This is a genomic window from Virgisporangium aurantiacum (assembly GCF_016863635.1).
Taxonomy (GTDB): Bacteria; Actinomycetota; Actinomycetes; order Mycobacteriales; family Micromonosporaceae; genus Virgisporangium; species Virgisporangium aurantiacum.
The window spans coordinates 1-14037 of sequence record NZ_BOPG01000061.1 but is presented as its reverse complement, the minus strand read 5'-3'; the positions used below and the strand labels follow the sequence as shown (position 1 = coordinate 14037).

At 70.6% G+C, this 14037-nt stretch carries 8 protein-coding genes; 4 read left to right on the top strand and 4 right to left on the bottom strand.

Annotated features, from left to right (window positions below; all coding sequences use genetic code 11):
• Positions 1 to 53 precede the first annotated feature (53 nt).
• Positions 54 to 1817 (top strand): galactose-binding domain-containing protein, encoded by a 1764-nt coding sequence (locus Vau01_RS41715; protein ID WP_204005480.1) that lies wholly within the window; start codon positions 54 to 56, stop codon positions 1815 to 1817.
• 43 nt (positions 1818 to 1860) lie between these two features.
• Here Vau01_RS41715 and Vau01_RS41710 read toward each other — a convergent pair whose 3' ends face one another.
• Positions 1861 to 4920: a discoidin domain-containing protein gene (locus Vau01_RS41710; RefSeq protein WP_204005479.1), complete on the bottom strand. Its 3060-nt coding sequence runs from the start codon at positions 4918 to 4920 to the stop codon at positions 1861 to 1863.
• A gap of 230 nt (positions 4921 to 5150) precedes the next feature.
• Entirely contained in the window at positions 5151 to 6590 is a 1440-nt protein-coding gene (locus Vau01_RS41705) for a glycoside hydrolase family 76 protein (protein ID WP_239152284.1), read from the bottom strand.
• Positions 6591 to 6738: 148 nt separating this feature from the next.
• Between Vau01_RS41705 and Vau01_RS41700 the strand changes: the two genes are divergently transcribed.
• Both Vau01_RS41700 and Vau01_RS41695 read left to right on the top strand, forming a co-directional pair.
• On the top strand, positions 6739 to 8598 hold the full coding sequence (locus Vau01_RS41700; RefSeq protein WP_204005478.1) for a glycoside hydrolase family 76 protein: 1860 nt from the start codon (positions 6739 to 6741) through the stop codon (positions 8596 to 8598).
• Positions 8599 to 8706: 108 nt separating this feature from the next.
• Positions 8707 to 10404, top strand: coding sequence for an alkaline phosphatase family protein (locus Vau01_RS41695; protein WP_239152283.1), 1698 nt, complete (start codon positions 8707 to 8709; stop codon positions 10402 to 10404).
• Here the strand turns inward: Vau01_RS41695 and Vau01_RS41690 are convergent.
• Positions 10327 to 10968 (bottom strand): TetR/AcrR family transcriptional regulator, encoded by a 642-nt coding sequence (locus Vau01_RS41690; protein WP_239152282.1) that lies wholly within the window; start codon positions 10966 to 10968, stop codon positions 10327 to 10329. The genes Vau01_RS41695 and Vau01_RS41690 overlap by 78 nt on opposite strands.
• A gap of 100 nt (positions 10969 to 11068) precedes the next feature.
• On the opposite strand from Vau01_RS41690, the gene Vau01_RS41685 reads away from it, so the two are divergent.
• Entirely contained in the window at positions 11069 to 12163 is a 1095-nt protein-coding gene (locus tag Vau01_RS41685) for a Gfo/Idh/MocA family protein (RefSeq protein WP_204005477.1), read from the top strand.
• A gap of 25 nt (positions 12164 to 12188) precedes the next feature.
• Here the strand turns inward: Vau01_RS41685 and Vau01_RS41680 are convergent, their stop codons facing one another.
• On the bottom strand, positions 12189 to 13811 hold the full coding sequence (locus Vau01_RS41680) for a pectate lyase family protein (RefSeq protein ID WP_204005476.1): 1623 nt from the start codon (positions 13809 to 13811) through the stop codon (positions 12189 to 12191).
• Between the last annotated feature and the right edge of the window lie 226 nt (positions 13812 to 14037).

Below are 14037 nucleotides of genomic sequence, written 5' to 3'. Positions count from 1 at the left end.
GTGAGAGAGCGCTCTCTCACCCACCTGACCACCGCCCATGGCAGGAGCCTCCGATGTCCGCTTCCATCCGATCCGTCCGCGCCGCGGTCCTCGCGGCGCTCGTCCTGCTCGTCGCCGGGTACGCGGCGGTCGTCGCGTCGAACCGGGCCGAGGCGGCCGGCGCGCTGCTGTCGCAGGGCCGGCCCGCCACCGCGTCGTCGGTCGAGAACGCCACGACCGCCGCCTCCTACGCCGTCGACGGGAACGCCGCCACGCGGTGGTCGAGCGCGTTCGGCGATCCACAGTGGATCCAGGTCGACCTCGGCGCCACCGCCGCGGTCGACCAGGTGGTGCTCACCTGGGAGGCCGCGTACGCGACCGCGTTCCAGATCCAGGTCTCGGCGAACGCGTCCACCTGGACCACGATCTACAGCACCACCACCGGAACCGGCGGCACCCAGACGCTCGCGGTCAGCGGCTCGGGCCGCTACGTCCGCATGAACGGCACGACCCGCGCGACCCCGTACGGCTACTCGCTCTGGGAGTTCGGGGTCTACGGGACGTTCGGCGGCGGCACCGGGTGCGGCACCGCGAACGTGGCGCAGGGCCGGCCGGCCGCCGCGTCCACCACCGAGAGTGCCGCCTACGCCGCCTCGTACGCCGTCGACGGCAACACCGGCACGCGGTGGTCGAGCGCGTTCGGCGATCCACAGTGGATCCAGGTCGACCTCGGGGCGTCGACGTCGATCTGCCAGGTGGTGCTCGCCTGGGAGGCCGCCTACGCGTCCGCGTTCCAGCTCCAGGTCTCGGCGAACGCGTCCACCTGGACCACGATCTACAGCACCACCACCGGAACCGGCGGCACCCAGACGCTCACCGTCTCCGGCACCGGCCGCTACGTCCGCATGAACGGCACCACCCGCGCCACGCCGTACGGCTACTCGCTGTGGGAGTTCGCGGTGCGCAGCGGGTCCGGATCGAGTCAACCGCCGTCGAGCCCGCCGCCGTCGAATCCGCCGGGCGACTTCTGGGGTGACACGAGCACGATCCCGCCGGCGCAGAACGTGGTGATGGTGAAGGTTCTCAACCGCACCAACGGCCGCTACCCCGACAGCCAGGTGTACTGGAGCTACAACGGCGTGGCCCACTCGATCGCCGAGCAGCCGTACTTCGACATGCCGGTGAACACCGCCGGCCGGATGTACTTCTACCTCGGCTCCCCGAACAGCCAGTACTTCGACTTCATCGAGTTCACCGTCGGGCCGGCGCAGTTCAACGGCAACACCACGCGCGTCGACGCGTTCGGCCTGAAACTCGCGCTGCGCCTGCGCGCCCGGGACGGGTATGACGTGCAGATCGGTGAGGACCAGGCGACGTTCGCCGAGACCCGCGACGCGACGTTCCAGCGGTTCGTCAACGAGGTGCCGGCCGAGTTCAAGCACCTGGCCCAGATCCAGGCGCCGTACCGGATCCCGGCGCCGGGCAGCAGCCCGCAGTTCCAGCCCGGCGGCCAGTACGCCGGCTACTACTCGGCCTACACGTCACAGGTGGGCTTCAGCGCGACCGCGCAGCAGATCTTCGGCTGCTCCGGCCCGCTGGCCGAGAACCCGGGCATGTGCTCGGCGCTCAACCGCCACGTGGCGCACCTGCCCCAGTCGAGCTGGTCGAACCCGGCGCTGTTCTACCAGACCGCGCCCGCCAACTACTACTCGAAGTTCTGGCACGACCACAACATCAACCGCCTCTCGTACGGCTTCCCGTACGACGACTACGCGGAACAGTCGAGCTTCATCGCGCACGCCAACCCGCAGTGGCTCCTGGTCGCCGTCGGCTGGTAGCGGAAGGGCGGCGCCCCGTCCGGGGCGCCGCCCTTCGCCCGGATCAGAAGCCGGTGCGGCCGGCGCCGTAGGGATACAACGGGTTTCCGTAGGTTGTCGGCACCGGGCGGCCGGCGTCGATGTGGCCCCGGATCTCGGTGCGCTGGGCGGCCGTGGCGCCCAGGTCGTAGGGCAGGTCCCACGCCTCGGTGGCGTCGGCCGGGATGTCCGTTCCGCCGGGGCGGAGCACGTCGGACAGGGCGCGCGGCAGCTGCCACGGCAGTTTCCCGCTGGGCGCGTAGTCGCCGAACAGGAGGCTCGCCAGCGCCGGTCCCATCTCCTCGCCGCCCCGGTACGTCACCACGATCGCGGCGGCGAGGTCGTGCCACTCCGTGATGACGTAGGGCCTCGGCAGCACGAGCGCGACCACGACGGGAATGCCCTGCCGTTGGAAGTTCTGGATGACGGCGAGCTGGTCCGGCGGCAGGTACGGCTGTTCCTTCACCCAGTTCGTGCCGTGCGTGTAGGACGCCTCGCCCGCGGCCACGATCGCCAGCTTCGGCGACGGGCCGCTGTCCTGGTACACGTTGACGCCGGCGGTCGCGGCGCGCGCCCGCACCGCGTCCACTATGGACCGTGATCCGTACTCCTGGTGGAAGTACGACGTCCAGACGCAGCACGCGCCGCCGTCGGCGGCGCGCGGTCCGGCGACGACGATGTTGTCGCCCGCGGCGAGCCGCAGCGGCAGCACGCCGGTGTTCTTCAACAGCGTCATCGCCTCACGCGAGGCCTGGTTGATCAGGCCGGTGTACTCCGGCGTGTGCTGCCGGTACGGGCCGTTCACCGGGTCGCCGTACGGGTTCTCGAACACGCCGAGCTGGAACTTCAGCCGCAGCACGCGGCGCACGGCGTCGTCGATGCGCGCGGCCGCGACGTTCGCGGTGAACGTGGCCATCGAGAAGCCGGCCGCGCCCGGGTCGGCGCCGCCCATCACGTCGGAGCCGGCGTTGGCCGCGCCGACCCACGAGCCCGACGGCAGCCAGTCGGTGGTGATGAGCCCGGTGAATCCGAGGTTCTGGCGCAGATAGCGGAGAATCGGAGCGCTGTCGCCGCCGCCCGGGCCGCCCGGGTCGAGGAGCGAACTGCCGGCGTAGCCGGGCATGATGTTCACCGCGCCGGCCTCGATCGCGGCCCGGAACGGGATCATGTGGTACTTGATGGTGACGGCGTCGTACACGATGAGCGCCTCGCCGCCGGCGCCCTCACCCGGCCAGTGTTTCACGGTCGCGAGCACCGACCGCGGGTTCAGCTCCGGCCCGCCCTGTAGCCCGGAAACCAACGCGCGCACCTGCGCGGCGGCCACGTCGGCGTTCTCGCCGTTGCCCTCCTGGATGCGCGGGTACAGCACCTTCGTGCCCACCTCGGCGAGCGGCCCGAGCACGCCGCGGGTGCCGACCTCCAACTGCTCCTTCCGTTGCATGTCACCGAGCTTGTAGTCCAGCGCGTAGTTCTTCGCCGCGGCGAGCGCGCTCTGCGTCGGCCAGCTTGTCTGGTAGCCGTGGATGGTGTCGCCGGCTGACACGAACGGGATGCCGAGGCGGGTGCCGCTCGACGCGATCAGCATCGCGTGCAGGTCCGGCGCCTGAGCCGGTCCGAAATGCCAGCCGCTGCGCGGGAACGCCTGCGCGTTGTAGAACATCTGGTACGCCTTCTCCTCCAGGGTCATCCGCCCGAGGAGATCGTCGACGCGCGTCTCGACCGGCTGCCGCCAGTCCTCGTAGGGTTCGATCGCGCCGTTGCGGTTGAGGTCTCTCGCACCGTTCACGATGCCGATGCCGTCTGGTACGGCCTCCACGGTCGGCACGTAGACGCTGAAGCTTCTGATGTTCGAGGTGACGGTTCCGGTTGTGACGTACCACTTGTAGGTCCAGCGGTCCGTGATGTCCCAGGTGGGTGTGTAGCTGGTTCCGGTGGGTTCGGCGACCTTCGTGTAGAGGTCGATGAGGGCGCCCGGCTGGGTGAAGTCGTAGTCGGTGCGGCTGATGTTGAGCCACACCTGGTAGCGGGTCGCGCCGCCGACCGCGTTCCACGACAGGGTCGGGCGCCGGGCGGTCGTCACCATCGCGCCGTCGGCCGGCGCGGCCAACGCGAACTGGTTCACCGTGGACGGTGGACGCGTCGGCGGCGACAACATCGGCGGTGTGCTCGACGCCGTGTCGACGCTGCCGAACACCTGGAACTCCCACAGCGAGTAGCCGTAGCCGGTGGCGCGGGCGGTGCCGTTCATGCGGATGTAGCGCCCGGTGCCGGTCACGTTCAGGGTCTGCACGCCGCCGGTTCCGGTGGTGGTGCTGTAGATCGTGGTCCAGGCGTTGCCGTCGTTCGACAGCTGCACCTGGAACGCGGTCGCGTACGCCGCTTCCCAGTTGAGGATCACGCGGTTCACGGTGGCGTTGCCGCCGAGGTCGACGCGGATCCACTGTGGATCGCTGAACTCGCTCGACCACCGGGTGGTGGTGCGTCCGTCGAGCGCGGCGGCGGGCGCGTTGCCGCCCTCGTACGACGACGCGGTGACGGGCTTGAACGCCGAGATCGTCCCGCCGACCGGTCCGGTGCCGCCGGTGGTGCCGAACACCTGGAACTCCCACAGCGAGTAGCCCCAGCCGGTGGCGCGGACGGTACCGTTCACGCGGACGTAGCGCCCGCTGCCGGTCACCGCGAGCGTCTGCGTGCCGCCGGTGCCGGTGGTGGTGCCGTAGATCGTGGTCCAGGCGCCGCCGTCGGCCGACGTCTGGATCTGGAACGCGGTGGCGTAGGCCGCCTCCCAGCTGAGGATCACCTGGTCGATCGTTGCGGTGGCGCCGAGGTCGACCTGGATCCACTGTGGATCGCCGAACGCCGACGACCAGCGGGTGCCTGCGTTGCCGTCGACGGCCGCGCCCGCGGGGAACGCGGCCCCCTCCGACGACGACGCGGTGGCCGGCTTTCCCTGCGACAGCAGCGCACCGGCGGCCCGCGCCTCCCTCGCGGCGACGGCGGTGTACGAGGCGACAACGACGATCATCAAGGCGAGCACGGCGACGACGGCACGCGGCCGCCAGCGCACGGCAAGGGGTGGGGACATGGGGGCGCTCCAGGGGGCAGCACGAGGACCGGCGACCCGTTCCTCGATCGATATTCGGGCGGGTGAGAGCGCTCTCTTACCCAGAGAGCGTCATCGATTTCCGACGCCCCGTCAACCCGTTCCCCCGGCACCCTTCACGCCCCCCACGCGTTGATCTTGCAGTTGTGGTGCCAGAATCGCCCCGGTTCACACCGGTCTGAGAGGCACCACAACTGCAAGATCGACGGGGGTCAGGGGGCGGCGTTCATCAGGTCCAGGGCAGACTGCTGCCTCGCGGCGTCCGTCTTGTCGACGGGGCCGGCCCAGCGCAGGCCGTACGTGTCCAGCGGGGTGCGGTCGGCGGCGTAGGCCGTGTCGGCCTGGCGGCGCAGGTACGTCGTGTAGGGGTGGTCGGGCAACGCGGCGTTCAACGCCGCCAGGCCGCGGACGTCGGCGCCCTTGAACGTCGGGCCGTCGGCGCCGCAGTCGCCGGACTCGCAGGAGTCGCGCAGGATGCCGCCCGGGTTCAGGCCGGCGTTCGTGGTCGACGCGTCGGCGATCTGCCTCGCCTTCGCCAGGACGGCGGCGTCGCCGGTGGCGCGGTTCAGTTCGGTGAGCGCGGCCACCAGGACACCCTGGTTGTACGACCACACCGCCGGATTGCCGGCCCGGCAGGTGGAGAGGCTGATCCCGTCGACGACGAGGTTGCGCGCGTCGACCATGCCGGTGCCGGCGTACCAGGTCCACCCGGCCCGCGCCCGCTGCAGGTACACCGAGTCGCCCGCGATCCGGTTGTGCAGCGCGGCGTTCACCTGGATGTACAGGCTGTTGGTGATCGCGTTCTTGTACGAGCGGGCGGTGCTCCACCACACCCCGCCGCCGCACACGCCGTCCCAGTAGCGGGCCATGTAGTCGGCGCCGGCCCGCGCGGTGGTGAGGTACCGCGCGTCGCCGGTGAGATCGTAGGCGTCGATCCAGGCCATCGCCCACCAGCCGGTGTCGTCGACGTAGTCGTTGGTGAAGTTGCCGAAGTGCGCGTTGATGTTGCGCGTGTACGTGTTCTCGATCGCGTACCGGTAGCTGTTCATCCCGCTGCGGCGGATGTTGTCGATGACGGCCGTCAGCGCGTTCGCGGAGTTCCACCACCCGGTGGTGGCGAACAGGCCGGTGTTCTGGTCGTAGAACTGCATGAGACCGGTGGCCGCCGCCGTGCGCCGGTCCCAGGCGTTCCAGGTGCTGCGCGCCCACGGCGTACAGGCGATTTCGGGACGGTCACCCGCCTTGCCGCACGCGCGCAGCGCGCCGACGCCGCGGGCGGTCCAGTCGTCGACGTTGTACTGCGCGGTGCGCCAGCCGCGTTGCCCGGCCGGGATCGCGGTGACGCCGAGGCGGCTGCCGTCGGACCACGTGCGGCCGCCGTCGAAGGAGCGGTCGAGCCACACCTCGTCGCCCGGGTTGCCGGTCTCGACGGACGCCCACCCCATCGCGTCGGTGTCGTTGATGTGCAACACGATGCCGCGCCCGTAGACGCTCGCGCGGACGGGAATCCGTTCGGCCGGCGCGAGTCCCGGGTCGCGCGCGTCGCAGTACCGGTTGCAGACGATCCGGTTCGCCATCGTGGTCGGAGCTCCGGGAGCGGGTGCCATGGGCGCGAGCAGCACGACGGCGAGAGCGAGATGGACGGTGATCACGGCGGCCTCCCCTTGCTCGGGTGGGATCGTCGTTGTAGCAACCGGAATCGACTTCTGTCAATTGACAGATTCCGATCGATCCGCGATTATCGGTGACACTTGGAGAGCGCTCTCAGACTCCCCTCCCCGCCGAAGGGAGCCCTCTGCCGTGTGGTCGTTCCGCCGTGTGCCCGGCCGCGTCGCGGCCGTCGCTCTCCTCGCCGCGTCCGCTCTGTCCATAGTGGACGAACATCCGGCGACCGCCGCGCCCGCGCTCGCCGCCACCGTCTGCGACCTCTACTGCGACACCCGCGACCCGTCGCTCGCGCGCCAGGAGATCTTCCCGGTACCGCAGAAGCTGCAGAACAACCGCCGCATCGTGCTGCACGTGTCCGATGTGGACGGTATGGCGTGGGGCAGCATCGACGACGGCACCACCGGCAACTCCGTGTGGCTCGACCGGTCCTGGGACGGCGGATCCACCTGGGAGGGCCTGCTGGGCAAGGCGAGCATCCCCGGCACGTGGACCGGCACCCGCACCCTCATGTACAACGTCTCCGACGTGCCGCACCACCGCCGCGGCGTCATCCGCGCCTGCGGTGACGCGAACGGCGTCGCCTGCACCGACTGGGTGTACCCGCGGATCTGCGTCACCGCCTGCGACGGCGCGCCGACGCCGACCGGTGCCGGCGACACCGAACCCGTGCCCGCCACCACGATCGGCGGCCGGCGCGTCGCGCTGCACCTCGACACGAACGGCATGGCCTGGGGCACGCTCGACGCCGGCCGCGCGGGCGACGAGATCTGGCTGGACCGGTCGTGGGACGCCGGCGCCTCCTGGCCGGGCGGCTCCTCGCTGGGCAGAACAACCGCCACCGGAAGCGGCGCGCGCACCACGGCCTTCAACACCCGCGACCCGCGCGCCCGTCTCGCGGGCGGTGCCGTGCGCGCGTGCGGCCGCGCCGTGGAGGGCGCGAGCGGCAGTTGCACCGCGTGGGCGCGGCCGGTCGCCGGAACCCGCGCCGACACGGCGGTCGACGCGCTGATGTGGTGGTACGACCCGTACACCGCGTGGTGGCCGTCGAGTTGGTGGAACTCCGCCGTCGCCGTCACCACCGTCATCGACTACCTCGTCGCCGGTGGACGCACCGACTACGCGTGGATCGTCAACCGCACCTTCGTCGTCAACCGGGTGCCGTTCCCCGCCGGGCAGCGCTCCACCGATCCCGTCGAGGGCAACTTCATCAGCCGCGCGATCGACGACGCCGCCTGGTGGGGCCTGGCGTGGATCCGCGCGTACGACCTCACCCGCGACCCGGTGTACCTCACCGAGGCGCGCACCATCGCCGCGTACGTCCACGGATTCTGGGACACCTCGACGTGTGGCGGCGGCGTCTGGTGGGACCGCGAACGCACCTACAAGAACGCGGTCACCAACGGTCTTTACGTGCGACTGGCTGCCGCGCTGCACAACCGCACCGCCGGCGACACGCTCTGGCTCGACCGCGCCCGCACCGGATGGAACTGGTATGTCGCAAGTGGACTGATCAACTCCGCCGGGCTCGTCAACGACGGCCTCACCAACACCTGCCGCAACAACGGCCAGACCGTGTGGACGTACAACCAGGGCCTCGCGATCGGCGCGGGCGTCGAGGTGTGGCGGGCCACCGGTGACGCCGCGGCGCTGGCCACCGCACGCCGTCTGGCCGACGCGGCGATCGCCTCGCCGACGCTCGTGCGTAACGGGATCCTCACCGAGTCGTGCGACTCCGACACCACTCTCTGCGACGACAACCAGAAACAGTTCAAGGGCGTCTTCCTGCGCTACCTGTCCGACCTGAACGGCGTCACCGGTAATGCCTACCGCGGTTTCGCCGTCACGCAGGCCGACGCGATCTGGTCCACCGACCGCGACCCGCTGAACCGGCTCGGGCAGCGGTGGTCGGGCCGCAACCCGGCCGGTTATCCCAACGCGCGGGACTGGCGCACGCAGGCCAGCGCCATCAGCGCACTGCTGGCAGCGGCATAGCGCAAAGATCACACCAAAGGGGGACCCCGACCGCGCGCACCTGCGTACCCCAGGGTGGCGCGGCAGGGGGCTGCGCGGCCGACACCCGCGCGGGGAGGGTACTACACCTTGACGTTGTCAACGGACCTTCCCACGTCCATACCCGAGCAACGCACGTCGACGGAGACGATCGAACCGGGAGAACCGGAGGCACCACGGAACCGGCGGCGCTACGTCGGCTGGGGACTGACCGTCCTCGCGGGTGTCATCCTCCTGTTCACCCTCGTGCTGCCGAACGAGTTCCGGAACTTCACCCCGGCCTGGTTCCTGCGGATCCCGGTGGAGGCGTTGCTCGGCACGGCGATCGTGCTCGCGGTGCCACGCCGGTTCGGCCGGATCGCGGCGGTGCTCGCCGGTGTCGCGGTGGGAATCGTGACGATCCTCAAGGTCATCGACATGTTCTTCATCCTGTTCATGCTGCGGTCGGCGGACCCGGTCCTCGACTGGACGCTGCTGGGCAACGGGATGGACTTCATCACCGAGTCCTACGGAAAGGCAGGGGCCGCAGGCACGGTGCTCGTGGTCGCGCTGCTCATCGGCGCGGTGCTCGCGGTCACCATCTGGTCGACGCTGCGGCTGACCCGGCTCGTGGTCACCCACCGGCGCAACGCCGCCGTGACCGCCCTGGTACTCGCCGTCGCGTGGGTGCTGCTCGCGGTCACCAATATCGAGATCGTGCCCGGCGAGCCGGTCGCGGCGAAGAGCGCGACCGGATACACCTACTACCGCGCGCTTCAGGCGCGAAAGAGCATGCAGGACAAGGAGACGTTCGCGCGCGAGGCGGCGGTGGACGCGTTCGCCGGCGTCCCGTCGACCGACCTGTTGACCGGACTGCGCGGCAAGGACGTCGTGTTCGCGTTCGTCGAGAGCTACGGGTTCAGCGCGGCGACCGATCCGCGCTACCAGTCGGAGATCGGCGCGGTCGTCGACGAGGGGCAGAAACGGTTGCAGGCCGCGGGATACGCGTCCCGGAGCGGTTTTCTCACCTCGCCCACCGCGGGCGGCGGCAGTTGGTTCGCGCACGCCACGTTCCTGTCCGGCCTGTGGATCGACAACCAGCAGCGGTACAAGTCGCTCGTCTCCAGCAACCGGATGACGCTGGGAAAGGCGTTCCAGAAAGCGGACTGGGACACCGTCGGCGTGATGCCGGGCATCATCCGGAAGTGGCCGGAGGGTGAGTACTTCGGCTACGAACGCGTCTACGGCAAGGAGGCGCTCGGCTACCGCGGGCCGCGCTTCGGTTTCGCGCCGATGCCCGACCAGTACACGCTGGCGCAGTTCCAGAAGCAGGAGCGCGGAAAGTCGGGCCGGTCGCCGCTGATGGCCGAGATCGAGCTGATCTCGAGCCACACCCCGTGGGCGACGCCGCCGAACCTCGTCGACTGGAACGCCGTCGGCGACGGCTCCCGGGGCTTTCAGCCGCCGTCGGGCGACGACGGCGGGTCGTTGCTCGGCGGCACGGCGCAGGCGCGCGCCGCGTACGCGAAGACCATCGGGTACTCGCTGCGCTCGCTGATCTCGTACGTCGAGACCTACGGCGACGACAACCTGGTGCTCGTCTTCCTCGGCGACCACCAGCCGACGGGCAACGTCACCGACAACAGCCGCAACTTCACCGTGCCGATCACGATCGTCGCCAGGGACACGGCGATCCTCGACCGCACCGCGTCATGGGGCTGGCAGGACGGGCTACGGCCGCGCCCGGACGCGCCGGTCTGGAAGATGAGCGACTTCCGGGACCGCTTCCTCACCGCGTTCGCCAAATAACGCCCGCATCGCGACCGCGACCACCCGGCGGAGGTCGGCCGCGTCGGCGCCGTTCGCGGCCTGCGCGGCGATGCCGTCGCACACGGTGGCGACATAGTCGGCGAGGGTCGCGGGGTCGGCGTCCGCCGGGAGGTCACCCTGGTCTTTCGCTTTTTCGAGACGGTGACGCACGGCATCGCTGCTCGCTCTCCGCCGGGTGACCACCGTCTGGCGCACGTGCTCCGAGGCCGGTGCGCACGCCTGGGCGTTGCCCGAGTGCAGGCACCCCCGCCCCACCGTGAGCTCGACCGCGCCGAGCATGAGCCGCTCGACCACCTCGCGGGCGGTGGGCAGGTCGAGAGCCGCGGTGGCGTAGGCGGCGGGCCCGTGGGCGTACCGGTCGAGCACCAGCTCGAACAGCCGTTGCTTGTTGCCGAACGCGGCGTACAGGCTGGGCCGGTTGATGTCCATGGCCACGGTGAGGTCGGAGACGGACGTGCCGTCGTACCCCTGCCGCCAGAACACCTCCATGGCCCGTTCGAGGGCGAGTTCCGCGTCGAACTCGCGGGGCCGGCCGCCGGGCATCGCCCACCTCCCTTTTTTACCTCTCGGTACATTACCCCTTGACGCCCACGGAACCTTTCGGCTAATTTTTTACCGCTCGGTACACAACATGGGGGGTCGCATGATCAGGGTTGGGCTCGTCGGTGCGAACCCGAACGCGGGCTGGGCGGGCACGGCCCACGTCCCGGCGCTGGTGGCGGCCGGCGGATACGAGATCACCGCGGTGGCCACCCGGCGCGAGGAGAGCGCGCGGGCGGCCGCCGAGGCGTACGGGGCGGGCCGGTGGTTCACCGGCGCGGCGGGTCTGGCGGAGCATCCCGAGGTCGACCTCGTGGTGGTGGCGGTGCGCGCCGCCGCGCACGTCGAGGCGACCCGGGCCGCTATCGCCGCCGGCAAGCACGTGCTCGTGGAGTGGCCGCTCGCCGTCACGGCCGACGCCGCCGCGGGCCTCGCGTCGGCCGCCGACGGGGCCGGGGTCGTGCACGCCGTCGCCGCGCAGTCCTGGCACTCCCCCGGCGCCCGGTTCGTCGCCGACCAGCTCGCCGCCGGGCGGATCGGCACGGTCGAGGCGGTCAGCTTCGTGGGTTCGGGCGACCCGCACGGCGGGAGCCGGGTCGCGCCGTTCCTCACCGATTCGCTCACCGCCGAGGCGGGCAACAACCTGCTCACCATCATGGGTGGGCACACGCTGGCCGCGCTCGACCGCGTCGTCGGGCCGGTTCTCGGCCCGCTCACCGACGTGTCGTCGGTCATCGCGCGGCCGGGAAAGGTCACCCTGATCGGCGGCGGCGATGAGCTGGCGAACGGTGTCGCCACGCACCTCGCGTTCGTGGGCCGGTACGCGGGTGGCGCCGTCGGCTCGGTGAGCGTGCACGGCGGCAACCGGCCCGGGCCGGCCGGCTTCGAGTTACGGATCACCGGCAGCGACGGCGCGTTGATCGTCACGCCGCGCGCGCCGGGCGAGTACGTCAACTGGGCCGACTGGCACGTGCGGTTCGCACCCGTCGACGGCGAGCCGTCGGTCCTCGAGGTGCCGGCGTCGTACGGCACCGGCGGCGGGGTGTCGTCGAACCTCACGCACCTGTACCGCGACCTGGCCGCCGCGATCACCGGGGGCCGGCCGGCGACGCCCGACTTCCACGCGGCGGTGCGGGTCCAGCGGATCCTGGCCGCGGTCGAACGCTCGGCGGAAACCGGAACCCGGCAGGTGCCCTGACGGTCGGGGCACCTGCCGGGCTACCTCAGGTCGTGACGCGGCCCGTCCCCGCGCCGCCGCTGACGATGCTGTTGATCGAACAGGCCGTCTGGACGGTGAAGGCGTACGGCGGGTTGCTCACGCTGCCGCCGGTCTCCCCCGATCCGGAGTTGACCAGGCAGTTGTTCCGCGCCACCAGCCGGCCGGGGCCCGACGAGGCCTCGCCGAGGTGGTACGGGTCGTCGACGTTCAGGAAGTAGTTCCCCTCGACGATCACGCCGGCGTCCATCGTCGAGGCGACGCCGTAGTTGCCGGTGTCGTTGTAGTAGTTGTTGTAGACGTGCACCTGGTCACCGAACCGGACCCGCGGGTTGCGCTGGTTGGTCGAGTCGAACCAGTTGTGGTGGTAGGTGACCTTCAGCCGGCCGACGTCCTGGGCGTCGTCCCCGTCGTCGCGGCCGAGCAGCGCGGTCTTGTCGGTGCCGTCGAAGTGGTTCCACGAAGCGGTCACGTAGCTCGACCCGCGCTTGATGTCGAGCGACCCGTCGGTGGCACCGGTGAAGTAGTTGTGGTCGATCCATACGTGATGGGAGAACATCTGGACGTTGATGCCGTCGTCGTCCGACTCCACGATGCGCAGGTTCCGGATGATGACGTTGTTCACCGCGTTCGCGGGCGGCGACGTGATGTTGTCGTCGATCGGGATGCCCACGTTCAGGCCGCCGCCGGAGATCCCGGAGTTCGCCCCGACGCCGACGATCGTCTTGTCGGAGGTGACGTCGTGCATCGGCCCGGGCAGCGACAGCATCCCGCTCACCCGGACGACACGCGGGCCGGCCGTCGCGATCTCGGCCAGGAACTGCGCGGCGGTGGTGACGGTGACGGTCGGCCCGCCGGCCCCACCGGTGGTGCCGTTCTGGCCCCACGCGTTCACCGACGCCCACCCGTCGGCCAGGTTCGGGCCGGGGTCGACGGGCGGCGTGCTCGGACCGGAGCTCGACGGCGTGCCCGGTGACGACGGGGTACCGCCGCCGACGGTCTCCACCACGACGTCGTCGAACGACGCGGTGGCGTTGAACGTCGCCACGCCGATCTGGCCCGAGCCGAACTGCGAGTCGGTGGCACTGGTGGCGGCGCCGCCGTTGACGGTGCCGCGCAACGACGTGCCCGACACCTCCAGCCGCAGCGTGTACCAGGTGCCCACGGTGACGGTCACCGACGCCGTGGCGAGCGTCGTCGACGAACCGTTGACCAGCTTCTTCAGCTCCACCGTGTTGTTCGACCGCAGGGCCAGGTAGTAGTAGCTCGTGTTCGACTGGGCCCTCGCCAGCACCGCCACGAACCGGTTGCTGCCGTTGAACGCGGTCGGCCGCACGCGCGCGGTCACCGCGTAGTCGGTCCAGCTCGCCGTGCCCGCCCGGGCCCGGGCGTCCGAACTGGTGCCGGCCTGGCGCAGCACACCGCTGCCGTCGGTGACCACCGACCAGCTCCCGCCAGCCGTGGTCCAGCCGGCAGAGTTACCGTCGTCGAAGTTGTCGCTGAACAGGGTCGCCGCCGACGCGGACGACCCCGTTCCCACCAGATAGGCGACGGCGAGTGCCACCACCGCACCGACAATGGCGCCAAGACGCAGGGCCCGGGGTGGCCGGGCCAGAACAGGGACGGTCATCAGGGTGACGTCCTTTCCCGCTGGGGTGTGAAACAGGCGGGGAAAGCGCTTTCCTGGGCCGAAAGCTACGCTGCAACAAATTGCAAGTCAATCCAACGACGCCCTTCGATCTCTTTTGCTCGACCTCCGCTCTCCCGAGCGGACGGCGCCGACGCCGCGACCACCTCCGCGTCGACCTTGCAGTTGTGGTGCCCGATAGCGCCTTATCTGCCCCGTTTGATAGGCA

What these genes read in the sequence shown, in the direction of transcription:
- Vau01_RS41690 (WP_239152282.1), bottom strand. Translation starts at nt 10,968, where the DNA reads ATGCCCGGCGGCCGGCCCCGCGAGTTCGACGCGGAACTCGCCCTCGAA.
- Vau01_RS41715 (WP_204005480.1), top strand. Translation starts at nt 54, where the DNA reads ATGTCCGCTTCCATCCGATCCGTCCGCGCCGCGGTCCTCGCGGCGCTC.
- Vau01_RS41685 (WP_204005477.1), top strand. Translation starts at nt 11,069, where the DNA reads ATGATCAGGGTTGGGCTCGTCGGTGCGAACCCGAACGCGGGCTGGGCG.
- Vau01_RS41680 (WP_204005476.1), bottom strand. Translation starts at nt 13,811, where the DNA reads ATGACCGTCCCTGTTCTGGCCCGGCCACCCCGGGCCCTGCGTCTTGGC.
- Vau01_RS41710 (WP_204005479.1), bottom strand. Translation starts at nt 4,920, where the DNA reads ATGTCCCCACCCCTTGCCGTGCGCTGGCGGCCGCGTGCCGTCGTCGCC.